The 25,343-nt window shown below is 51.0% G+C and carries 14 protein-coding genes; 6 read left to right on the top strand and 8 right to left on the bottom strand.

Annotated features, from left to right (window positions below; all coding sequences use genetic code 11):
* Positions 1–11: 11 nt before the first annotated feature.
* The 5 genes from BUB73_RS07005 to BUB73_RS06985 all read right to left on the bottom strand — a co-directional run bounded on the left by BUB73_RS07005 (position 12) and on the right by BUB73_RS06985 (position 7,813).
* On the bottom strand, positions 12–2,045 hold the full coding sequence (locus BUB73_RS07005; RefSeq protein ID WP_073284691.1) for an NAD(+) synthase: 2,034 nt from the start codon (positions 2,043–2,045) through the stop codon (positions 12–14).
* Positions 2,046–2,128: 83 nt separating this feature from the next.
* Positions 2,129–3,646 carry a sigma-54 interaction domain-containing protein gene (locus tag BUB73_RS07000; protein WP_073233798.1) on the bottom strand — a complete coding sequence of 506 codons (1,518 nt, stop codon included), beginning with the start codon at positions 3,644–3,646 and terminating at the stop codon, positions 2,129–2,131.
* A gap of 166 nt (positions 3,647–3,812) precedes the next feature.
* Positions 3,813–5,021 carry an LL-diaminopimelate aminotransferase gene (locus tag BUB73_RS06995; RefSeq protein WP_073233800.1) on the bottom strand — a complete coding sequence of 403 codons (1,209 nt, stop codon included), beginning with the start codon at positions 5,019–5,021 and terminating at the stop codon, positions 3,813–3,815.
* A gap of 154 nt (positions 5,022–5,175) precedes the next feature.
* On the bottom strand, positions 5,176–6,066 hold the full coding sequence (gene dapF, locus BUB73_RS06990) for a diaminopimelate epimerase (RefSeq protein WP_073284689.1): 891 nt from the start codon (positions 6,064–6,066) through the stop codon (positions 5,176–5,178).
* Between the two features lie 196 nt (positions 6,067–6,262).
* Positions 6,263–7,813 (bottom strand): fibrobacter succinogenes major paralogous domain-containing protein, encoded by a 1,551-nt coding sequence (locus BUB73_RS06985; protein WP_073284686.1) that lies wholly within the window; start codon positions 7,811–7,813, stop codon positions 6,263–6,265.
* Between the two features lie 125 nt (positions 7,814–7,938).
* On the opposite strand from BUB73_RS06985, the gene BUB73_RS06980 reads away from it, so the two are divergent.
* Entirely contained in the window at positions 7,939–8,700 is a 762-nt protein-coding gene (locus BUB73_RS06980) for an SDR family NAD(P)-dependent oxidoreductase (protein WP_073233817.1), read from the top strand.
* Between the two features lie 388 nt (positions 8,701–9,088).
* Here BUB73_RS06980 and BUB73_RS06975 read toward each other — a convergent pair whose 3' ends face one another.
* Positions 9,089–10,429, bottom strand: a complete 1,341-nt coding sequence (locus BUB73_RS06975) for a glutamate synthase subunit beta (RefSeq protein WP_073156569.1) — start codon at positions 10,427–10,429, stop codon at positions 9,089–9,091.
* Positions 10,430–10,571: 142 nt separating this feature from the next.
* A complete protein-coding gene (gltB, locus tag BUB73_RS06970; protein WP_073233820.1) occupies positions 10,572–14,993 on the bottom strand; it encodes a glutamate synthase large subunit in 4,422 nt (1,473 codons plus the stop codon).
* A 592-nt stretch (positions 14,994–15,585) separates the two neighbouring features.
* Between gltB and BUB73_RS06965 the strand changes: the two genes are divergently transcribed.
* Positions 15,586–17,643, top strand: a complete 2,058-nt coding sequence (locus tag BUB73_RS06965) for a glutamine synthetase III family protein (RefSeq protein ID WP_073284818.1) — start codon at positions 15,586–15,588, stop codon at positions 17,641–17,643.
* A 213-nt stretch (positions 17,644–17,856) separates the two neighbouring features.
* Positions 17,857–18,894 (top strand): FISUMP domain-containing protein, encoded by a 1,038-nt coding sequence (locus BUB73_RS06960; protein WP_073156564.1) that lies wholly within the window; start codon positions 17,857–17,859, stop codon positions 18,892–18,894.
* A gap of 106 nt (positions 18,895–19,000) precedes the next feature.
* Here the strand turns inward: BUB73_RS06960 and BUB73_RS06955 are convergent, their stop codons facing one another.
* Positions 19,001–20,770 (bottom strand): S8 family serine peptidase, encoded by a 1,770-nt coding sequence (locus BUB73_RS06955; RefSeq protein ID WP_073284683.1) that lies wholly within the window; start codon positions 20,768–20,770, stop codon positions 19,001–19,003.
* Positions 20,771–21,232: 462 nt separating this feature from the next.
* On the opposite strand from BUB73_RS06955, the gene pyrG reads away from it, so the two are divergent.
* The 3 genes from pyrG to carB form a co-directional block, all read left to right on the top strand.
* Positions 21,233–22,903, top strand: coding sequence for a glutamine hydrolyzing CTP synthase (gene pyrG / locus BUB73_RS06950; RefSeq protein WP_073156558.1), 1,671 nt, complete (start codon positions 21,233–21,235; stop codon positions 22,901–22,903).
* A 170-nt stretch (positions 22,904–23,073) separates the two neighbouring features.
* Positions 23,074–23,295, top strand: coding sequence for a hypothetical protein (locus BUB73_RS06945; RefSeq protein WP_073284680.1), 222 nt, complete (start codon positions 23,074–23,076; stop codon positions 23,293–23,295).
* A gap of 18 nt (positions 23,296–23,313) precedes the next feature.
* The coding region (gene carB, locus BUB73_RS06940) for a carbamoyl-phosphate synthase large subunit (RefSeq protein WP_073284677.1) at positions 23,314–25,343 on the top strand (2,030 nt) is incomplete at its 3' end.

The following is a 25,343-nucleotide window of genomic DNA, read 5'->3' as shown; positions in this document are numbered from 1 at the left end:
CAGGTTTCCCGTTATTCCCTAAAGCTTGCGTTCAGGGAATTGGTGAGCCAATCAGCAAAGCTTGCGTCGCTGGGCATTCTCCAGTCGGCACGAGGCGACAGGGAGATGGTACCCACCTTGGGGCCGTCGGGAATGCAGCTGCGCTTGAACTGCTGGGTAAAGAAGCGGCGTACAAACAAAGTAAGGCAGCGTTCCAGTTCTTCGTCGGGATAAAGACCGGCGAAGGCATGCTTTGCCAGGAACAGCATCTTTGCAGGTTCTGCACCGTACTTTGCAAAATGGTACAGATAGAAATCGTGAATTTCGTAGGCGCCAAGGATGGATTCGGTCTTCTGGGCAATCTGGCCGTTGGCGTCGGCAGGCAGAAGTTCCGGAGAAACGGGAGTATCCAAAATGTCGCGAAGCACTGCGGAAAGCGCATCGGCGGACTTGAAAGCAGCAGTCTCGTCGGCGGAGCCAGCGGCTACATCTGCGGCAAAGAAATTGCGGGCGCGATCAGCATACCAGGCCACCACATGACGCACCAAAGTCTTGGGAATGTCGCAGTTCACGGCGTACATGGACATATGGTCAGCGTTATAGGTGCTCCAACCCAGAGCGATTTCAGAAAGGTCGCCGGTACCAACCACGATACCGCCTTCCTTGTTGGCCACATCCATAAGGATCTGGGTTCGTTCGCGGGCCTGGACGTTTTCGTAAGTCACGTTCAGCACGGCAGGATCATGACCGATGTCGCTGAAGTGCTGCATGCAGGCATCCTTGATGGACACGGTGCGCAGTTCAACGCCCAAAAGGTTTGCCATTTCCACCGCATTGTTCTTGGTGCGGTTGGTCGTACCAAAGCCAGGCATGGTCAGTACCAGGATTTCAGAGGCGGGGCGCTTCAACAGTTTGAAAGTTTCGGCAATGACCAGCAAAGCCAAGGTGGAATCCAGGCCACCGCTCAGGCCAACAACAACACGCTTGGAGCGGGAAGCCTCGATACGCTTGGCCAAGCCCGCACACTGAATGTTAAAGATTTCCTTGCAGTTGGCATCACGAGTTTCGATGTTACCCGGAACAAAAGGCGTGGGACAAACATAGCGATACTTGAGAGCGTCCACGTTTTCACCCACGGCAATTTCCGGCAACGGTCCAAACTCAGCCGCAGTAGCGAAATAAGGCGTTGCGTCAAAGTCCTGGAAGGAGCCTTCGCTCAAACGTTGCATATTCAGGCGCTGCACATCAACATCCGCATAAATGATTTCGGAGTCGCGGCCATAGGTCTTGCTTTCGGCCAGCATGCTACCGTTTTCGGCAATCATCAAGTGACCGCTGAAAACCATGTCGGTGGTCGATTCCTGAACGCCGGCAGAAGAATAGACATAGGCAGCCATGCAACGGGCAGACTGGTTCATGACCAGGTTACGGCGGTAATCGCCCTTCCCCACCAAGGCGTCGCTGGCAGAAAGATTCAGGATTACATTTGCACCGGCCAAGGCCAGTTCACCGCTGGGAGGCATAGGAGTCCACAAGTCTTCGCAGAGTTCTACGCCAAAGCAAACCTCGGAACCGTCCAGACAACCCGTGCGGATAAAGTTGGTTACCGGTACTTCTCCAAAGCCGGGGAAATCCCAGGAAATACGATCTGCAGAATTCAGCAAGTCGCGTCCGCTATTAAAGTGGCGCTTTTCGTAGAATTCACGCTGGTTGGGCAAATGAATTTTCGGAGTCACCGCAATCAGGTTTCCGCGCTGAACAAAGGCAGCACAGTTATAGAGGCGGCCAAACATGCGCAAGGGCAAACCCACCGCCACAATCATATCGGTATCGGCAAATGCTTCTGCAATCTTCTGCAAGCTGGCATAAGCGTTCTTCAGCAACAGTTCCTGGTGGAACAAGTCACTGCAAGTATAACCCGTAATGCAAAGTTCCGGGAACACCGTTACCGCAGCCCCCTCAGCCTGGGCAAGCTTACCGCAACGGATAATTTCAGTAGTATTAAAAGCAGTGTCCGCAACCTTCAGGTTGGGGCAGACAGAAGCAAATCGATAAAATCCGAACATAGTTTAAATATAAAAAAGGTCTCCCCGCAGGGAGACCCTTCTTCACTCAAATAACATCTAGTTCCGCGAACTTGCCAAGCTGATTATTTAGAATTCAGCCCCAGCTTGTTCATGCGGTAGTTCATCATGCGGGGGCTTACGCCCAGTTCGCGGCCAGCGGCAGAAATGTTTCCGTTGTGGCGCTTGATGGCTTCGGTAATCAATTCGCGTTCGTAGTTATTCATCATCACATCCAGCGGGGCGCTCTTCATTTCGGCAGAAATGATGGAGCCGGTGCTAAGGCTGGTCTGCAGCGAAGGCGGCAGGTTGTAGCTGTGGATGCAATCGTCAGCGGCAGTGAGAACAGCACGCTCCATGCAGTTTTCAAGTTCACGGACGTTACCCGGCCAGTGGTAGCTCATGAGCAAGTTGATGGCCGTTGTAGACAAACGAGCGACCTTCTTGTTGTAGCGCAGGTTCATCTTTTCGATGAAGTGTTCTGCCAGCAAGATGATATCGCTCTGGCGCTTGGCCAGATCCGGCATAGAAATCGGGAAAATGTTCAGACGGTAGAACAAGTCTTCGCGGAACAGCTTCTTTTCCATCAGTTCTTCCAGGTTGCGGCTAGTTGCAGCCAGGAAGCGGACATCGGAATGAAGCTCTTCGTTACTACCCACGCGGCTGAAAGTCTTTTCCTGCAGGAAGCGGAGCAGCTTCACCTGGGTCTGCATGGTGAGATCGCCAATTTCGTCCAGGAACAGAGTGCCGCCATTGGCTGCTTCTGCACGACCGATACGGCGGTTCACGGCGCCAGTAAAGGCACCCTTTTCGTGACCGAAGAGTTCGCTTTCTACAAGGTTTTCGGGAAGGGCGGCACAGTTCAGGGTAATGAACGGCTTGTCCTTACGGGCAGACAGGTTCACGATAGCGCGGGCGATCATTTCCTTACCGGTACCGCTACCACCACGAATCAAAACGGTAGCATCGGAAGGAGCCACCTGGCGAACCTGTTCGTACACAATCTGCATTTCGCGGCAGTTACCCACCAGTTCCGTGGGATTGCCAGACAACATGTCACGGAGCTTCTGGTTTTCTTCCAGCAAGGCGGCATGTTCAGAATGGACTTCCTGGCATTCGTTGGCTGCATCACCCGTAATGTTGGCGATAATTTCCAGCAAGGCCACATCGTGGTCCAAGTCCGTGTTCACATCCACCGGACGGTCCACAGAAAGGGTTCCAATCAGCTCCTCGTCATGAATCAGGGGCACGCAAATAAAGGCCACCTGGCTATCGTAATTACGAGAGCCAGTGCGGTTCAGGAACCTGGAATCCTTGCGCAGGTCGGGAATGACATGGCTACGGCGAGTTTCTGCCACATGTCCAGTAATACCCTCACCAATGTGGTACTGGCCCAGCTGCTTTTCAGCTTCAGTCATGCCATGGGAGGCTTCAATCTTCAGGGTATCGCCAAAACGCAAGGTGAAGGTACCTCGAAGCATGCCAAGTTCCGTATCTAGAATGGCAAGGACGTTGCTCAGCAACTTTTCCGCATCACGTTCATGAATGATGGCGGCGCTAATCTTTTGAATGACCGATATTTCTGGACCGATGGGCTGTTTCATAATAGTCTCTAGGTTCGGGTCTTTTTCAGGCACTCTTGTTTTTATAAAAATTGCGGGGCCTGTCAGCAATCCTTATAAGAATCCTTTACAAAATACATTCGATTTTGCATGAAATGTAAAATTTTCACAAATTCTACATAGGATTTTGCAAATTCCGTGCTAATTTTTACAATTTTTCCTTAATACGCTTCAGGGCAACCTTGGTCTGTTCGTGGTCACCGAAGGCGGTCAAGCGGAAATAACCTTCGCCGCAGGGGCCAAAGCCACTACCCGGAGTACCCACCACTTCGCAAGTGCCAAGGAGGCGATCGAAGAAGTCGAAGGACTTTTCGCCGTTTTCAAGTTTCCACCAGATGTAGGGAGCATGTTCGCCACCAAAGACGGTGTAGCCGGCAGCAGTCAATTCAGAGCGGATCATGAAAGCGGTATCCATGTAGCCCTTGATCACAGCCTTGGTCTGTTCCCAACCTACGGGGCTGTAGATGGATTCGGCAGCGCGCTGCACAACGTAGTTCACACCGTTAAACTTGGTGCACTGGCGGCGATTCCACATGGCGCGGAGCTTGCCCAGTTCGTGAGGAACGATGGTGTAGGCGCAACGGACGCCGGTAAAGCCAGCAGTCTTACTGAAGCTGCGGAATTCAATGGCGCAGGTGCGGGCACCCGGAATTTCATAAATGGAGTGAGGCAGGGATTCATCCTGGATGTAGCAGTTGTAAGCACCATCGAAGAGGATGATGGCACCGGTTTCGTTGGCGTAATCCACGAACTTCTGGAGGGTTTCGCGACTAAGCACGGTGCCCGTCGGGTTGTTGGGGCTGCACAGGTAAATCAGCTGCACCGGGTTCTTGGGAAGGTCCGGCTGGAAGTTGTTTTCGGCGGTAGAAGCCAGGTAAGTCACTTCGGAGAAGTGGCCATCTTCCTGCATAAAGCCGGTACGGCCAGCCATCACGTTGGAATCCAGGTAAACAGGATAAACCGGATCGGGAATGGCGATCTTCACGTCGGCAGCAAAAAGTTCCTGGATGTTGGCCACGTCGCACTTGGAACCGTCACTGACGAACACATCGTCCGGATCCATTTCGACACCGCGGGGAGTATATTCGCCGCGAATGATGGCTTCGCGCAAAAAGTCATAACCCTGTTCCGGACCGTAACCGCGGAAGGTGTTCTTGCATGCCATTTCGTCTACGGCCTTGTGCATGGCTTCAATAGCGGCAGGGATAATGGGAGTGGTCACGTCGCCGATACCCAGACGGATAATGTCGGCATTGGCGTGGGTGCCCTGGTATTCCTTGATCTTCTTGGCGATAGTAGAGAAAAGGTAGCTGCCAGGAAGACGATCGTAAAATGGATTAATGATAGATTCGTTCATAATAAAAGTGGTTAGTGATTAGTGGTTAGTGGTTAGTGAACGGGCGAAGCCCTTATCTTTTTTGCGAGCACCAGCTCGCCACTCTAAAAAAGAACTGTCAACTAACCACTGTTTACTTTGTTTAAATTTCACCTTTTTGACGCATTGCGGCAAGCTAAAGCTCACCTCTAAAGCATTCCTTCGCGGGGCCGGTCATCAAAACCGGGCCACCTTCTTCGTGCTTGATGTGGAGGGTTCCGCCATCCAGGACCACGTCGGATTCCAGGCCAACGCGACCGGTGCGCTGGGCAGCCACCAGAGTGGCGCAACTGCCGGTACCGCAAGCCATGGTCACGCCACAGCCGCGTTCCCACACGCGCATACGGATCTTGCCGGGAGCCACCACCTGAGCAAATTCAATGTTGCAGCGGTCCGGGAACTGCTTATCGTGTTCCAGGACAACGCCCCAGTTTTCAAGCTGGATCTTTTCGATATCGTCTACAAAAATCACGGTATGGGGATTGCCCATAGAGACCGTTTCACCGGTAAAATCAAAGGAGCCTGCAGAGAGCTTGATGGTGCCCAGGAAATCACGGGGAGCACCCATGTCTACGCAAACCTGCATTTTTTCTAGGTCTGCGGCACTTGCTGCGGAACCCAAAATACTCGGCTTGATCAGACCGCTCTTGGTGTGCAGAACAAAAGAGGTCCCGTTGCCCAGGCCACGAGACACAATAAACTTTGCAACGCAACGGGTGGCGTTTCCGCACATGGCGGCTTCGGAACCGTCAGCATTAAAAATGCGCATTTCGAAATCTACACCATTGCCTTTCTTGTTCCAGTCGTAGCCGGCACGGACATCCTTCTCGCCCACCACATATTCTTCGGAGCTAGAAAGCGGAGTCACCACCACCACGCCATCGGCACCAATGCCAAAACGACGGTCGCACAGTTCAATCACGCGCTGGTCCAGGGCTGCACCCGGAGTCATATCAAAAGCTTCACCCGGTTCCACCAGAACGAAGTCGTTTCCGAGGCCGGTCCACTTGGAGAATTTCATTGACATAAATTGTAATCCTTATTTTCGCCCTCAAATAGCAAAAAGCATGCCATTTTTACATTTTCAGTAAAAGTTGAAATTTTCGCTAAAAAAGGGAATTTATAAGGATGACGTCAATTTCACGATTTGAAAGCGTTTACATATTTTGAAAAAACAGCTTTTGTATTTTACATTATTTGTAAAGTTTACTTTTTCGGTAAAATCAGTCTTTTATGCAACGGACAGATGCACCATACTTTTTACTGCCAGGCCAGAAATCAACCTCACCAGAATAATAGCCAAATCGTGCTTCCCAGGCGTTATATCCATTATCTTCAGTGCTGGCCCAGAATTCCGTGCGTTCGCCTGCACCGCCAAAACGATCAGGATCTTCCCAAAAGCCCGTAGGCACTGCAGAAAAACCGTAATCATCCGTTCCGTTTCCATTTTCTGCCCAACCATCTGTAGCCTTCAACTTCGGAGCAGCAGTAAGCCTACCTCCCACCGCACTAAACAAGGTATTCCACGCGTCTTTGCTGGGAATATGCCAGCCTTCCGGACAAACACCACGGGTTTTCAAATTAGGCCTTTCGCAGACATGATCCCAGTTGCCTTCGGCATAACCGCAATGCTTGCCCGCCGTTCCAAATACAGCAGCAGAATCCATGGCGGCACTCCACAAATACAGGCGACCAAACTGAGCGCAGGATTCCGGATTATTTTCGAAACAGATGCTGGAAGAATCCAAAGTCGCCGTCGGAAGATTGTAGGCATAGTTCAGATTTTCAGCCATCCAGGTCTGCGTTCCGATAGTCACCGTCTTGTAAGTCTTGCCGTCACGGGCATCCGTCATGGACCCCTTCACAACGGTCGAGGGATCAACAAGCGAAGCGGAAGAGGAAGAATTGTCCTGAGTCCCACTAGATTCCATTATACAACGAACCGAGACAACAATTTCCTTTTCCAAAGAACTTCTCGACGGTTTCGGGCTCTCGTAGCCAAAAACGAAGCCAATACTTTCTTCACAGGAAGCCCCTCCCACCGTGCAATTTTCCGTGGCAGTCCAGAAAATAGCGGAGCTGCCATTGGAAGAGAAAAATCCATAAGATCCATAACCAGCAGCCAACACAGCAAAGTCATAATCATTTTTAGGAGGCATGCCCCCAGCCCATCCCTGGGAGAATCTTAAGTCTGCATCACCCACTTCATCAACCAGGGCATACCAGTCCAATTCACTGGGCAGAGTCCAGCCTTCAGGACAAGCATCCGTTGCGGCATCCCAGGAATACAGGCGACCAAAAACTTCGCAATAACCAGAGTCATCGTTATAGCAGGCGCTTCCATCCGCAATCTCATATTGCAAATTTTCGGCCATCCAGACCTGGTTACCAACCTTCACCGTCTTATAGACACGACCGTCGCGGGAATCCGTAAACGTGCCGTCAGAATTGAGACCGCCCGCTGGGTTTGATCCTGAAGAAACGGAGCTGCTGGATTTATTGAAAACAGAAGAACTTGATCCTACCGATTCCGCCGAGCTACCGGATCCGTCAACCGCAGAACTTGACAAGTTCACAACCTCCGCAGAGGACAAAGTTTCCGTCGCGGAACTCGTAATCAGGTTCTGCGAAGAACTCAAGTTTTCACCAGCAGAGGAACTGCTTTCAAATTCGGGATTATTATCTTCGCTGGACGAGGTACCGCCATCACTGCCGCAAGCAGAAAATACTCCGCACAAGGCAAGACCAAAGCCTAATGTAGCAAGACGATTCATATAAACTCCTAACCTTTTCGAACAAAAAAAAGATAACACCATTTCGCGTCAGCTAATGTAAAAAAAAATCAAGTAAAGAAAAAATTGAAAACATACCCCATCTAAAATTATCTATACTTTCTTTTATGAGATACGCAGTGATTACAGGCGCCAGCTCGGGCATCGGCGCCGAATTCGCAAAGGATTTGTCTGCCCGCGGTTATGGCCTTATTCTGGTTGCACGTCGTGAAGATCGACTGCAGGCCTTGGCCAAGGAATTAGGTACCCCCGCAGAAGTTTTCACTGCAGACCTTTCCAGCCAAAGCGAATGCGAACGCCTGGGAGAATTCCTGGAGAAGTTCGACGTGGGCGTGTTCATCAACAACGCAGGCTTCGGCGACTGCGGCGCCTTCGCCGAAACAGACCTGAACAAGGAACTGCGCATGATCAACGTGAACGTGATTGCGCTGCATCTGCTTTCGAAATTGGCGGTCCGCATTCTGGCCAAGAACGGCGGCCACCTCTTGAACGTAGGCTCCAGCGCAGGCCTGATGCCTTCCGGCCCCTACATGGCCACCTACTACGCCACCAAGGCCTACGTGGTCAGCCTCACCCAGGCCATCGCCATGGAACTTCAGGAATCAAGGTCTAACGTATCCGCCAGCGTTCTCTGCCCGGGCCCCGTAAAGACGGAATTCAACGACGTGGCCAACGTACAGTTCGCCCTGCCGGGAATCTCCCCCAAGTTCTGCGCCAGTTACGCCCTCAAGCAGATGTTCAAGAAGAAGACCATCATCGTTCCCAGCCTCTTCATGAAACTTGCCACCATAGCAGGAAAACTCCTCCCCCGCTACGTCGCCTCTAAGGTGGCCGGCACCCAGCAGAAAAAGAAGTTGGGCAAGGCATAAAACGCCAGACATCCAAAAGATTTCTAAAAAACAAAATCCAGCCTCCCGAAGGAGACTGGATTTTTTTGGGGGTTAGGAGGATCCTTTGATTCGCTTTTTCAGCGATATTCATCTTTACAGGAAATAAGATACAAACTTTTTGGTGGGTGAGTCAGATAACAAAAAATCAAACTATTAAAAGTGTGTTAAGTGATATATTCTAGACCCTTTTTTTTAATCAAAATGGAACGTTTAATCCCAAAAAAAACATTCCACGCCGGACTATAAAAAATGGGCCGCCGGCAGTTTTACCCACCAGCGACCCGTGTTGTTACACAAGGAACTCTTTTAGCGTAAAGCGGAAAGTTTAAAGCGTAAAGACATTACCCTTTATCCTTTAACCTTTATCCTATAAGCTCTTGACCTTTGCCTTTGCGTCGGCCATGGCTCTTACAACCAGGCTAGCTCCGTTAGCGCAGTCACCTACAGCGTAGATGTTGCGGGACGGATCCTGAATGATTGCAGTACGCGGAGTCAATTCAAGGCCCAGGTCCTTCACAATACCTTCAGCCGGAACGCCGGTAAAGCCCATAGCCAGAACCACCAAATCAGCGTCAATGATTTCTGTAGAATTGGGAACTTCATTAGGCTTGATGGGACGACCGTTGGGAGCCATTTCCCATTCAACCTTCACAGCTTCCACGCCAGCCACCTTGCCGTCCTTCACAATGAACTGCTTGGAAGACACATTCCAGCGACGTTCGCCACCTTCGTGGTGAGCATAGCTGGTGCGCAGCATGTACGGCCAATCCGGCCACGGAGTAGACGGGGAACGTTCTTCAGGAGGCTTGGGCATGAATTCCACCTGGAGAACGCTCTTGCAGCCTTCACGGAGGGATTTGCCCACGCAGTCGTTACCGGTGTCGCCACCGCCAATGATCAAGACCTTCTTGCCCTTGGCATTATACTTTTCACCTTCACCATGAAGGAAGTCCAGAGCCAGGTAGATACCTTCTGCATCGCGTCCAGGAATGTTCAAATCGCGAGCGTTGGGAGTACCGATAGCCAGGAACAGGTAATCGAAATTCTTGCGGATGTATTCAGCAGAAATGTCCTTGCCGATTTCGCAATTGCAGACAAACTTGATGCCAGCCTTTTCCATGAGGGAAACGCGACGGTCGATGACTTCCTTTTCCAGCTTCCAGTTAGGAATGCCGTAACGGAGGAGGCCGCCAACCTTGGGCTTCTTTTCGTAGACGGTTACTGCGTAACCCTTGCGGCGGAGGCTTTCTGCAGCAAAGAGGCCTGCAGGACCAGAACCGATCACAGCCACCGTCTTGCCGTTGGGAGCAGCTTCGGGCAGTTCCACCCAGCCTTCCTTGAAGGCGGTTTCGATCATAAACTTTTCCACCTGGCGAACCATGACGGCGTCATCGTTCAATTGGCGGGTGCAGCTAGCTTCGCAGAGGGCGGGGCAAACACGGCCCGTGAATTCCGGGAAGAAAGCAGTCTTGCTGATAATGTCGTAGCCCTTGCGGATGTCGCCTGCAGCTACGGCGGTATTAAATTCGGGAATCAGGTTACCCAGAGGGCAGCCTGCACCATGGCAGAAAGGGATGCCGCAATCAGCACAGCGGCCTGCCTGTGCCTTAATTTCTTCTTCTGTGAAGAGGCGTTCAACTTCCTTCAAGTCCTTAACGCGTTCTTCTACGGGGCGGTACACGTCCTGGATTCTCTGTACTAATGCCATATAATGTTCCTTATTTAGCGTAAAGCGGAAAGGTTAAAGGTTAAAGTAGTGTAAAGCGGAAAGTTCTATTTAGCGTAAAGCGGAAAGTTTAAAGGTTAAAGAAACTCCTTCAACCTTTAAACTTTATCCTATAAGCTTTAAACTACAACTTGGCCAGAGCGTTGCGGTATTCCACCGGGAAGACCTTCACGAACTTCGGACGAGAGTTGTTCCAGTCTTCGAGAATGCGCTTACCCTTTTCAGAGCCGGTAGCTTCCACATGCTGACGGATGATGTCCAGCAATTCGGTTTCGCTTTCGGTACCCGGGAGAACGCTTTCCAAGTCAACGGAATCCACGTTGCAGCTCAAGTCGAAGTGACCGGTTTCGTCATAGACGTAAGCGAAGCCACCAGTCATACCTGCTGCGAAGTTCACGCCTACACGACCCAGCACAACCACGCGGCCACCAGTCATGTATTCGCAACCATGGTCACCCACGCCTTCGGTAACGAGAAGCATACCGGAGTTACGGATACCAAAGCGTTCGCCAGCAAGACCATTGATGAACACCTTACCGCTAGTACCACCGTAGCCGATCACGTTACCGGCGATAACGTTGTCTTCAGCCTTGAAGGTTGCGTTCTTGGACGGGCGAACGATGATCTTACCACCGCTAAGGCCCTTGCCCATAAAGTCGTTGACTTCACCTTCGATATCGAGGGTTACACCCGGTGCGAGGAAGGCGCCAAAGCTCTGGCCAGCCACACCCTGCAGGTGAACCTTGATGGTATCTTCCGGCAGGCCCTTTGCACCAAAGTGTTCAGCCACTTCACCAGAAAGTTCAGTACCCACGGTACGGTCCACGTTGTGGATCATGGCGGAAATTTCTACCGGCTTGCCGGTCTTCAGGGTATCCTGTACGAAAGGCAGGAGTTCGCGACGGTCGAAGTTCACCAGTTCTTCAGGAACGAAGTTCGGGTCATGCTTCTTGATCTGTTCCTTACCGTTACCGGCATCCACAGAAGCGAAGATCTTGCTGAAGTCCAGCTTCTTTGCCTTGTAGAATTCGATTGCAGAATTCATGTCAAGGAGATCGTTACGACCGCAGGCTTCATCCAAGCTCTTGAGGCCAAGGCTTGCGAGAATTTCACGAACTTCGTCAGCGATGAAGAACAGGAAGTTTTCAACGTATTCCGGCTTGCCCTTGAAGTGCTTACGGAGTTCCGGATCCTGAGTTGCGAGACCCATGGGGCACTGGTTGGTATGGCACTTACGGTCCATAATACAGCCAAGGCTTGCCAACAGGTTGGTAGCGAAACCGAATTCTTCTGCACCGAGGAGGGCTGCGATCACAACGTCACGACCAGTCTTCAACTGACCATCCACCTGGAGCTTCACGCGGCCGCGGAGGTCGTTAAGAACGAGAGTCTGTTCTGCTTCGGCAATACCCAATTCCCAGGGAAGACCGGCATGCTTGATAGAAGTCAGCGGAGATGCACCGGTACCGCCATCGTGGCCGGAGATAAGGACCACGTCAGCATGAGCCTTGGCAACACCTGCAGCAACCGTACCCACACCCACTTCAGAAACCAACTTCACGGAAACGCGAGCCTTGGGGTTGGAGTTACGGAGGTCATAGATCAACTGAGCCAAGTCTTCGATAGAGTAAATATCGTGATGCGGCGGAGGAGAAATGAGGGACACATTCGGGATGGAGTGACGGATGCGAGCCACAAATTCGTTCACCTTGTGAGCAGGCAGCTGGCCACCTTCACCGGGCTTTGCACCCTGAGCCATCTTGATCTGCAAATCCTTTGCCTTGCGGAGGTAATCGATGGTCACACCGAAACGACCAGAAGCGATCTGACGGATAGCGCTGCTACGGATATCGCCGTTGGGAGCCGGAGTATCGCGATCCGGATCTTCACCACCTTCACCGCAGTTGCTCATGGCACCGTTACGGTTCATAGCAATAGCGATAGCTTCATGAGCTTCCGGGCTCAAGGAACCAAGGCTCATTGCGCCAGCAACAAAGTGCTTGATGATGGATTCGCGGGATTCCACTTCGGAGATATCGATGGGAGTAGTTTCCTTGAACTTGAAGAGACCGCGGAGAGTTGCCAAGCGCTGTGACTGATCGTCAACGAGCTTGGAGTAAGTCTTGAACTTGGAGTAGTCACCCAGCTGAACAGCCTGACGGAATGCGCCCAGAGACTGGGGGGTCCACAAGTGCATTTCGCCATCCTTGCGGAACTTGTACTGACCACCTTCCTTCAGGATCGGGCTAGCGTCCTTCAGGGAAATGTTGTTGCGCTGTTCCACTTCCTGGGCGATTTCAGCAAGACCGATACCTTCGATGCGGCTTGCAGTACCCGGGAGGAATTTTTCGATAATTTCGTGGTTCAGACCAACAGCTTCGAAGATCTGTGCGCTACGGTAGCTACGGAGAGTTGAGATACCCATCTTGGACATGATCTTCAGAAGACCCTTGTCCACAGCCTTCACGTAGTTGGCAGCGGCGGTGACAGGACCCACATCCAGTTCGCCGGTGTGGCACATGTTGGTGATGCTCTGGAATGCCAGATACGGGTTGATGACGGTTGCGCCGTAACCCAGGAGCAAAGCGAAATGCATGACTTCGCGAACTTCACCGGACTGGACGATCAAACCGATTTCCGGACGGACACCTGCTTCAACCAAGGTACGGTTTACAGCTGCGGTTGCCAGGAGAGACGGCATGGGAACATAGCCCCAATCCACGTTCTTATCAGAAAGAACGATAATGTTGAAACCTTCCTGAACAGCGCGGACAGCGTCGCCAGCCAGGTTCTGCAAGGCTGCTTCAAGAACTTCGCCGTTACCACCCATGGGGAACTGCATCTTGAGCACCTTGGCCTTGAAGCTCTTATCGCCAATGTTTTCGAAGTGCTTGATTTCGTCTTCAGTAACAATGGGACGAGGAATCTTAATGAGGTGAGCCTGTTCCGGAGTTTCTTCCAGAATGTTACCATGGTTACCGATGTAAGTGGTAAGACTCATGACCAGTTCTTCACGGATCGGGTCGATAGGCGGATTGGTGACCTGAGCGAAGAGCTGCTTGAAGTAGTTGAACAGGGGCTGGGGCTTATCGGAAAGGACAGCCAGAGCAGCGTCGTTACCCATAGAACCGATAGGTTCCTGACCATTCTTGGCCATGGGCTGCAAAATGACACTCAGATCTTCGGCAGAGTAGCCGAAACGCTTCTGCTGGATCAGCAAATCATCAGGTACGTCAGACGGATTAATTTCGCTGAAGAGGCCACGGACGCTCATCTTGTTTTCAGCAACCCAACGACGGTAGGGCTTGCTACGAGCAACAAAGGCCTTCATTTCGGCATTCTTCAAGATACGATGGTTTTCGATATCCAGGTAGATAATTTCACCGGGTTTCAGACGGCCCTTTTCTTCTACTTCGTCATCGTTAATATCGAGAACGCCAGTTTCAGAAGCCATCACGAAGAGGCCATCCTTGCAGAGGGTATAACGTGCGGGACGAAGACCGTTACGGTCCAGGATTGCACCTGCGTTTACACCGTCAGAGAATGCGACTGCAGCAGGACCATCCCACGGTTCCATGAGCATGGATTCATATTCGAAGAAGCCACGGACGTCGCGGCCCATATAATGCTTAGCACCCCAAGCCTGCGGCATCATCATGAGGATGGCATGCGGGAGGCTACGGCCTGCAGCCACCAGCAATTCAAACATGTTATCGAGGCTAGCGGAGTCACTCTGGCCGCCGGCAATCAGCGGCAAGCACTTCTGGAGATCGTCGCCAATGCGTTCGCTCTTCAGGTGGGGTTCACGAGCCTTCAGGCTGTTCAAGTTACCGCGGAGGGTATTGATTTCACCGTTGTGAGCCAGGTAGCGGAACGGATGAGCCAGAGGCCAGGTGGGGAAAGTATTGGTGGAGTAGCGCTGATGAACGAGAGCGATGGGGCTTTCGAAATCAACGTCATTCAGATCCTTATAGAAGGCTTCGATCTGAATAGCAAGGAGAAGACCCTTATAAACGATAGTCTTGCTGGAGCAGGAGCAGATGTACAGGCTTTCGCAGGCCTTTTCAATCTGACGGCGCAGCACAAAGAGCTTGATTTCAGCATTTTCCGGCTTGGAAGCATCGAAAATGTACTGACGGATATGGGGAAGAGTTTCGCGAGCGGTACGACCAATAGCGTTGGGGTCTACCGGAACTTCACGAACATGGAGGACAGGGCAACCTTCGGCTGCAGCAAGTTCCTTAATCTTTTCGTCGTAGGAATCAGCGGCAACGGAGTTGTCTACAAAAACCATGGCCACACCGTACTTTTCAGGAAGGTCGCTGTAGATCTTCTTGAAGAACTTGTGGGGCATAGAAAGCAAAAGGCCAGCGCCATCACCCGTTTCCGGGTCGCCACCAGCCGCACCACGATGCATCAAACGCTTCAGAACAGTAATGCCCTGAAGCACAATCTGGTGCGATGCCACATTGTTGATATTGGCTACGAGACCCACGCCGCAGGCGTCATGTTCGTTAGCCGGATTATAAAGAGCTTGAGCTTTCATTGTATTATTCCTTGTGTTTTATTTTTTCCGCGGCTTTATTGCAAAATGCGTGCCAAAATTTTTAAATCCCACACAAGAAACGAACAAAAATTGAAAATCTTTACATTTTTGGAAAAACCTTTAATTTTTTAATGAAATAAAAAGGTTTGCAGTCCTTTTCGCTTTAATTCCACCCCAAAAGCGATTACGCATTTTGTAAAAACACGATTTAATTTTACGTAGAATGTAAAAATCTTCTAAATTTGATCAAAAACGGCAGTAAACGCAAAACGACCAACAAGAAAAAGAGCGGGTCGAAAGTCCCGCCCCATACCAGAGAACCTAGAGCACCCCCTTTCACGGCACAGTTTATTTCATTTTCTGTAAAGACACGAATCAAAAGCTCTAAACGATTCCTTAGTTCATAAAGTACCCGTACTATCTTATATATCCTAAAAACAAGCTATTTCCGCCACTTTTTCCAAATCCGTAAAAGTTGGCACGGCTTTTGCATAATGGACGCCGAAAACAAAACAAATAGGAGTTCATTATGAGCAACCAGTATAGAATGAATGCAATTACCGAAATTGCAGAAGCACCGGCAGCAGGCATCATGGCTGCAAGCCCGGCAAACGTTGACTTTTACGGCGAGGACGTATTCAACTCCGAAGCCATGAAGGCATACCTCCCCAAGGATGTTTGCAAGAAGCTTTTCGCTACCATCGAAAATGGCGTAGCACTTGACCCCAGCATCGCTGGCGAAGTGGCTCACGCCATGAAGAAGTGGGCAATGGACCGCGGCGCAACTCACTTTACTCACTGGTTCCAGCCCCTCACCGGCTCTACCGCAGAAAAGCACGACTCCTTCCTGGAACCGGAAGGCGACAAGGCTATCATGGCTTTCTCCGGCAAGAACCTGATCGTTGGTGAACCGGACGCATCCTCCTTCCCCTCCGGCGGCATCCGTTCCACTTTCGAAGCTCGTGGCTACACCGCTTGGGATCCGACTTCTCCCGCTTTCATCAAGCGTCACGGTAACGGTGCAACTCTTTGCATTCCTACCGCATTCTGCTCTTACACTGGCGAAGCTCTCGATAAGAAGACTCCGCTTCTCCGCTCTATCCAGGCCCTCCAGAAGTCTGCCGACCGTCTCATGGGTCTCTTCGGCGTTGAAAAGCAGAAGGTCACCGTTACTCTCGGTGCAGAACAGGAATACTTCCTGGTAGACAAGAAGTTCTACCTCCAGCGCCCGGACCTTTACCAGGCTGGCCGCACCCTCTTCGGTGCTGCTTCCGCTAAGCACCAGCAGATGGAAGACCACTACTTCGGTTCTATCCCGGCTCGCATCTTGAACTTCATGAACGAAGTTGAAGACGAACTGTGGAAGCTTGGCATTCCGGCTAAGACCCGTCATAACGAAGTGGCTCCTGCCCAGTTCGAACTTGCACCCATGTTCGAAGAAGTGAACCTGGCTTGCGACCACAACATGCAGATTATGGAAGTGCTCCGTAACGTCGCTGATCGCAACGGCCTTGTTTGCCTCCTCCACGAAAAGCCGTTTGCAGGCATCAACGGTTCCGGTAAGCACAACAACTGGTCCGTGAACTACGGTAAGACCAACCTCTTGAACCCGGGTAAGGATCCTCACCAGAACGCAATCTTCCTCACCACCCTCTGCGCTGTTGTCTATGCAGTTGACACCCACGCCGACTTGCTGAGAATGTCCGTTTCTGGCGCAGGCAACGACCATCGTCTCGGTGCTAACGAAGCTCCTCCGGCAATCATCTCCATGTACCTCGGCGACCAGCTTGCTGACGTCGTCGAACAGCTGGAAAAGGGTGAACCCAAGTCCAGCAAGCAGGGCGGTGCCATGAAGCTCGGTTCCGACATCCTGCCGCCGCTCCCCCGCGACGCTACCGACCGTAACCGTACTTCCCCGTTCGCATTCACTGGCAACAAGTTCGAATTCCGTGCACCGGGTTCTAGCCAGTCCTGCTCTGAACCCAACGTTATCCTGAACACCATCGTTGCCGAAGCATTCGACATGATCGCCGACAAGATGGAAAAGGTCTCCAAGGCCAACTTCCACAAGGAACTCCAGAAGCTCCTGCAGTCCATCATCAAGGAACACAAGCGCGTTATCTTCAACGGTAACGGCTACACCGACGAATGGGTTGCTGAAGCAGAAAAGCGCGGTCTCCCCAACATCCGTACCACCATGGAAGCACTTTCCGCTCTCACCAAGAAGGAAAACGTTGCTCTCTTCAAGAAGTACGGCGTGTTCAACAAGGTGGAACTTGAATCCCGCTACGAAGTCAACCTGGAAGACTACCACAAGCGCGTCGACATCGAAGCCAAGGTCGCTTACGACATGGCCAAGAGCATCGTCCTCCCGCAGGTCGTGAAGGCTTACTCCGAAGCCCTGAAGGTGAACGAAATGGCAATCAACCAGGGTCTGGTTTCCGTCGATTCCTACGCTAAGGAACTGGCCGAAGGCTACAAGGCTCTCGTCGAAGAAATCGCCGTCATGGAAAAGGCTATCGCCGGCAAGCATCAGCTGAAGCTGGAAGCTATGGTCTCCCTCCGCAAGGTTGTGGACAAGCTGGAAGGCATCATCTCCGATGAACAGTGGCCGCTGCCCAAGTATCGTGAAATGCTTTTTATCTATTAAGATAAAAAGCATGGCCACCCGTCGAAGGTGGGTGGCCCAATGTCACTTTATTTACTAATGAACAGCGCGAGCGAAACTGCACGCACCATTAAAAATCGAACCTCATAATGAAGGCGCGGATCGAAAGATTCGCGTTTTCTTTTTTTAACATCCCCAAAAGCAATCAACATATAAACTCTTGTTATATTTATTTTGAACTTATTAGGAGTTAAAATGAACAAGAAAATCTTCAAATTGGTTGCTTCGGCAATCGCGCTCACGTTATGCGCCTGCGGTAACGATTCCACCAGCCCGGAAGACGATCCCGCCTCCAGCACCAGCGAAATTCAGTCCTCCACAAGCAAAGATCAGCCCTCGTCCAGCTCTTCCAAGGACACTTCCAGTTCTTCTAAAGAAAAATCCAGTTCTTCAGAAAAGGTTTCCAGTTCTTCCGAAGAAACTTCCAGTTCCTCTGACGAACCGGAATCTTCCTCCAGCGAAGACATTTCATCTTCTAGCGAAGAAATTTCTTCTTCCAGCGAAGACATCAGCTCTTCCAGCGAACAGCCTTTTGAAACAGGCGTCTTGATCGATACCCGCGATAATCAGACGTACAAGACGGTTAAAATCGGGACCACCAACTGGATGGCCCAGAACCTGAATTACAATTTCAACGACAATTACGGCAACTCCTGTCCCAACAATGACGAAGAGAATTGCGCTAAATTCGGACGTTTCTACTCTCTGGGCACGGCCATGGACTCTTCGGCCGTCTTCAGTTCCAACGGAAGAAGATGCGGCACCGACAACTACTGCGAGGCCCAGGGTGCCATTCGCGGCATCTGCCCCAAAGGTTGGCGTTTGCCCAACAAGAACGACTTCGCCGAATTGATTGAAATCGCCGGCGGCGCAAATCAGGCCGGAATGAACCTGAAGGCAACAACCAGCTGGACACCCGACGACAATGCCTCCCCCGCCACAGACCTCCTGGGATTTTCCATGTTCGCCACAGGTTTGGCAGACCCCTACCATTACGACCACGACGCCAAGGAATTCCGCACACGTTATTACGACCAGGGAATAAAGGGAGTCATTCTTTCTAGCGATTACGAAGACAACCACGAGTTAACTGTTCTCCTTCTGCAAAACGATTCCGACAAGGCAAGCATCATCAGTCAGGATCGAGAAATCTGGACACCCGTACGCTGCGTCGAAAGCAAGGAAACCGATCAGTACTTCGACATTCCCGACCCATTCGCAGACGAGCCCTAACATTTTCGGGTCCATACAACTCAGAAATCTTTCAAAAAAAAGTAATCCTCAGCCCTTTCGGACTGAGGATTTTTCGCATCAGCAGATGGTGGTTTTAGGAGGGGGTTTAGTCCACCTGCAGAATGCTAAAGCCAAGCTTCACGTTTTCGGATGCAGAGCTGTTTCTATAGCGGGTAATGACCACCTCGATTTCGCCAGAGTTGGGAGCAACAAAATCAACCAACTCAAAGGGATTGTACGACGAAGCAGACGAAGCGATGATTGTCCCATTCTGCCTGATCACCAGGTCAATATCCTGAGGGAGTCTCTGATTATTCATCACGTACTCACCCGAAGACAGCCATGAAATAGCGGCACGGTAACGCTTGCCCTTCTGAATATTAGATTCAGTAAAACTGATTCTTCCATTTTTGTCAAAATTGGTGTTGTTCGCACCATACCAGTACCGATTCTTGAACAAGGGAGAAGTAGTCAGCCTGTCAAGCATGGGAATGCCAGCCTTGAATGTTCCGATGCCATCATAATCATAGTCCGTATTGCCCACATCACGAGTACTTCCCACCAACATTACCGCCTTCAGCATTTCAGGATGCCATTTCAAAGACGGGTACTTAGACAACAGGAGTGCAGCCATGCCTGCCGTATAAGGGGTTGCAGCACTGGTTCCATTGAATCGGCCATTGTAAGATCCATTCTCGTCACTGTAATGAAGATCCCTGCGGAAATAGAAGTTGGTAAAGTTGGCCACTTCAGGCTTATCATTATGGGCATATCCATTTCTAGAGGAAGAATAGACCATGTACTTGTAATCGATGGGAGAAACGGCTCCAACAGCCACAGCATTCATAGATCTTGCAGGAGTCGACACATAGGAATAGCGGTAATCGTTTCCTGCAGCAACGAACTGGGCTACACCATATTCATAGATGTAGTTATCCATGATGGCGTCAGCGGAGCAATAATAGGGGTAATCGTACACATAGCCCCAAGACTGGGAACCGATATAAATAGGTACAGGATACTTATCGGGATCCTCGGGATAAATAACCTCAGCAGATCCATAAATGTGAGATTCGCCGGTAGAAGACTGCAGAACACGGGCCACACCAATTGCATGGCTAGAAACGCCGTTGGGGCAGTTATTCATCTGCGTAAAGTAATTGTGGTTTACATAGTTATCGGGAACGCAACCACCTTCGCTATAGTAAATACCCACACCCTGGCCATAGTAGCCCTTATTCCAGGCGTAAGTATCAATACCAGACTTAGTGCGGATATAGAAGTCTTCCAGATAGGTGTCTTCGCCAAAATCGAGACCATCATACTTCACGCCTTTATATTCGGAAACATAAACGTTCTCGTTCGAAGAAATTTCCTGTTCAATTTCACTTGCAGTCATGTACTCTACACGAGGGGCCTTAAACTTCCTTCTGTTCTTGCGAAGTTTCTTGCGACTGTTGTCAGCCTTTTTCTGGAACTGCGATTCGGACATTTTTACGCCGTTCAGTTCGTAGTTCTTGGAATCGGCAGAGGCGCTGTAATCAAAAGAACCCGATTCAGTTTCAAGGCTGGCATGTTCAACCATGACATCGTTGACCAAAACCTTCATTTTCTGCTGAGAAGCCACGTCGACTTCATAAGTGAGCGTGCTATTGCGGCTGCGGCCCAAAAGGTCAGATTTCACAGAAACCTTCTTAACCTTTTTAGAAGCCTTCTGGGTATCCACGAATTTCTTCACGCTCTCTCCCATGCGGGAAGGACGTTCCAAAGAAACGCGATCAACCTTTTCGTCAACAGGTTTTTCGTAAAGCAGCTGGGCCCAGGAGGCAACACCACCTGCCAGGACCAAAGCCGTAATCATCTTATTGTTCATCATTAACATCTCCTGCGCTTATACAAACTAGCGCAGAAAGGTAATTTATCAAAAATTAAACATATAACGTAAGATTTCAAAAATAATTTGCATTACAAAATCATTACGGAAAAATTACCGCTCACTAAGGTATAGCAGACGTATAAACAAGTGCCATATACACGCAGTACGAGCACAACACCAATTCTCAACACCCTCGAAAACCAGCTTTCCAAAACAGGACCGTTTTGACTTGCAAACGGGGGATTATACCACCAGTCATTATTATACAAAAACTGTAAAACACAGACTTAATTTTTCATTTTTTGTAAAGTCAAGCTTTTACAATTCCTGCTTTAAACCCCAAAATATGCAGTTACTCTTCCTTGGCACACTTATTGCGTATATAGGCGTTGAAATTACACAAAGTGTAAACACAAGGGACGTGATGCTGGGCCTAGAACAGCACACGAAAAAGGTTTTATTATGGCATTGCAGTACAATTACAACGGAAAGACGAAATTCATTATCGTGACCGGGGGTGTCATCTCCGGACTTGGCAAAGGGGTAGCGGCAGCGTCCATCGGGGCGCTGCTTTCTGCTAGAATGAAGGTGGTTCCCGTAAAATGTGACGGCTACCTGAATACAGACCCGGGTACCATGAACCCCACCGAACACGGCGAAGTTTTCGTGTTGGACGACGGTGGCGAGTGCGATATGGACTTCGGCCACTACGAACGCTTTTTGAACGTGACCGCCAAGAAGGACTGGAGCCTCACCATGGGCCGCATCTTCAAGATGATTCTCGACAAGGAACGTCGCGGCGATTACCTGGGACATACCGTCCAGTTCATCCCCCACGTTACCGATCTGATCAAGGAACAGTTCTACCGCATCGCCGACCAGGAAAAGGCAGACGTTCTCTTGATTGAAATCGGCGGTACCGTCGGTGACTTGGAAAATCAGTTCTACATCGAAGCCGCCCGTCAGCTGAGCCACGACGTGGGCCGCACCAACGCCATGTTCGTACACCTGACTTACGTGCCTATTCCTTCTGGCGTTAACGAACAGAAGTCCAAGCCCACCCAGATGTCCGTCCATGACTTGAACCGCCTGGGTATCTATCCGGAAATCGTTATCGGCCGTTGCGAAGAATATATCAAGCCCCATCTGAAAGAAAAGATCGGTCTGTTCTGCAACCTGCCTGCAGACCACGTGATTTCTGGTGTGGACGTACAGCACGTTTACGAATGTCCGCTGGTTTATGACGCCGAAGGCATTCCCGAAATTCTCGCCAAGCGCCTGAACATTTACGCCCCGCCCAAACTGGATCAGTGGAGCAAGCTGGTGGAATCCCTGAAGCGCAATTCCGTAACGCCCCGCAAGACTTTGACGGTCGCCATCTGCGGTAAGTACATGGCTCTGGAAGATTCCTACGCTTCTGTGGTGGAATCCATCCGTCACGCTTCCGCTCACCTGGACCTGCGCGCAGACATCCGCTGGGTGGACACAGAAAAGATTGAAACAGGTGCCGTTTCCGTAGAATCCGCATTGAAAGGCGTCGACGCCGTTATCGTTCCCGGTGGCTTCGGCAGCCGCGGTATCGAAGGCAAGATCATGGTCATCCAATATGTCCGCGAAAACAAGATTCCCTTCCTGGGCATTTGCTACGGCATGCAGCTTTCCGTGGTGGAATTTGCACGCCACGTCTGCGGCATGAAGGGAGCCGGCACCGTGGAAATGGAAAGCGACACCTACCACGTGGAACATCCGGTTATCGCCTACCTGCCCGGCCAGGAACATATCAAGGATATGGGAGCCACCATGCGTCTGGGCGGTCACGACATCCTGATCAAGGAAGGCAGCAAGGCTCAAGAAATTTATGGTTCCAACGTCGCCCGCGAACGTTTCCGCCACCGCTACGAAGTGAACCCGCAGTATGTTCAGCAGATTGAACAGGGCGACCCCACTGGCGCAAACCCGCAGAAGCTTATCTTCTCAGGAAAGGCTTCCGGCGAAGACATCATGCAGATCATGGAACTGACAGACCACCCCTACTTCATGGCTTGCCAGTGCCACCCTGAACTGAAGTCTTCCCTGATTCATCCGGCCCCGCTGTTCCTGAACTTGCTGAAGGCCGCGGACGAACGCACGTAACACACTGACATTCAATAAGTTACGCCAATAACGTAAAAATACCGCAGGTTTACCCCCCAAGTCTGCGGTACCTTTTTGATGTCCCCATATTCCAAAAAGGCCTTTCATTTTTTGTAATTAAAGCTATATTTATACAAGTTTAACCCTTGTGAAATAAACGATTGGCTAAAATGGCAAAAAATGTAAAGATGATGAAGCGAACTGGCACCCACGGTGCTGCTTCCGCCATTCATTGTTCCGCCGTTGCTATTTCCATTATTTCCAAGACTGTTGATTTTATTAGTGCCGGACTTGTTAGTTCGGCGTTTTATTTATCCCCGCCCCGTGTCATCTTGATCGGCTCCCACCGCGTCATCCTGAGCGGAGCGAAGGATCCGGCATTTATTAGTTAAATCAAACGGAGATAAAAAATGAAGATCGAAGGTATCGATAAGGTTCTCATCATCGGCTCTGGTCCTATCGTCATTGGCCAGGCTTGCGAATTCGACTACTCTGGCACCCAGGCCTGTAAGGCTCTGCGCGAACAGGGTTACAAGATCGTGCTGGTGAACTCTAACCCGGCAACCATCATGACCGACCCGGTCATGGCCGACGCCACTTACATCGAACCGCTGAATCTCGAACGCTTGGAACAGATCATTGCCAAGGAACGTCCCCAGGCATTGCTCCCGAACCTCGGCGGTCAGACTGGCTTGAATCTGTCTTCTGCCCTGAACAAGGCCGGCATTCTGGACAAGTACGGCGTGAAGGTGATCGGCGTGAACCTGGACGCTATCGAACGCGGCGAAGACCGTGAAATCTTCAAGGCTACCATGCAGCAGCTGGGCATCGACACCCCGCGCTCCGGCATTTGCCACTCTGTTGAAGAAGCCGAAAAGATCGTTGCTGAAATCGGCTACCCTGTTGTAGTTCGTCCGGCATACACCATGGGTGGTGCAGGTGGCGGCTTCTGCTACAACGTCGAAGAACTCCGTACCATTTGCGGTAACGGTCTTGAACTTTCCATGACTCACCAGTGCCTCATCGAAGAATCCATTCTCGGCTGGGAAGAACTGGAAGTGGAAGTGGTTCGCGACTCCAAGAACCAGATGATCGCTATCTGCTTCATCGAAAACATTGACCCGGTGGGCGTTCATACTGGCGACTCCTTCTGCGCAGCCCCGTTCCTCACCATCGACAAGAAGCTTGAAGAAAAGCTGAAGACCGACGCTTTCAAGATTGTTGAAGCTATCGGCGTGATCGGCGGTACCAACGTTCAGTTCGCACACGACCCGAAGACTGGCCGCGTGGTGATCATCGAAATCAACCCCCGTACCTCTCGCTCCTCCGCTCTTGCTTCCAAGGCAACCGGTTTCCCCATCGCTCTCGTTTCTGCAAAGCTGGCTGCTGGCATGACTCTGGACCAGATGGACTACTGGCGCGACGGCACCCTCGAAAAGTACACCCCGAGTGGCGACTATGTGGTGCTGAAGTTTGCTCGCTGGGCATTCGAAAAGTTCCGCGGCGTTGACGATTGCCTCGGCACCCAGATGAAGGCTGTGGGCGAAGTCATGGCAATCGGTAAGACCTATAAGGAAACCCTCCAGAAGGCAATCCGCGGTCTGGAAAATGGCCGTGCAGGTCTTGGCTTTGCTAAGGACTTTAACAAGAAGACCAAGGAAGAACTTCTCGACATGATGAAGACCGCTTCCTCTGAACGTCACTTCCAGATGTACGAAGCCATCCGTAAGGGTGCAACCGACGAAGAAGTTTTCGCAGCTACTTACGAAAAGGCTTACTTCGTGCAGCAGATGCGCGAACTGGTTGAACTTGAAGAAAAGATGCTCAAGACTCCGGGTCGCATGCCTTCTGACGAACTCCTGATCCAGGCCAAGAAGGACGGCTTCGGCGACAAGTACATCGCAAAGATCCTCGGCATCCGTGAAAAGGACGTTCGTGCAAAGCGTATCGAACTTGGCATGGTTGAAGGCTGGTGCGCAGTGCCTGTTAGCGGCGTGAAGGACCAGTACTACTACTATTCTACCTACAACTGCAAGGACGAATCTACCGCCACCAACAACCCGAAGAAGATCATGATCCTCGGCGGTGGCCCGAACAGAATCGGCCAGGGTATCGAATTCGACTATTGCTGCTGCCACGCTGCAATGGCTCTCCGCGAAATGGGTTACGAAACCATCATGGTGAACTGCAACCCGGAAACCGTTTCTACCGACTACGATACCAGCGACAAGCTGTACTTCGAACCGGTTACCCTCGAAGACGTTCTCCAGATTTACAAGAAGGAACAGCCCGCTGGCGTTATCGTGCAGTTCGGTGGCCAGACTCCGCTGAACATCGCCCGCGCACTCAGCGACGAAGGCGTGAAGATTCTCGGTACCAGCATCGATTCCATCGATATCGCTGAAGACCGCGACCTGTTCCGCAAGATGATGGACCAGCT

This window comes from Fibrobacter sp. UWH6, from assembly GCF_900142465.1.
Classification (GTDB): Bacteria; Fibrobacterota; Fibrobacteria; order Fibrobacterales; family Fibrobacteraceae; genus Fibrobacter.
The sequence above is the reverse complement of the archived record's forward strand: the minus strand, read 5'-3'. Positions and strand labels throughout refer to the sequence as shown.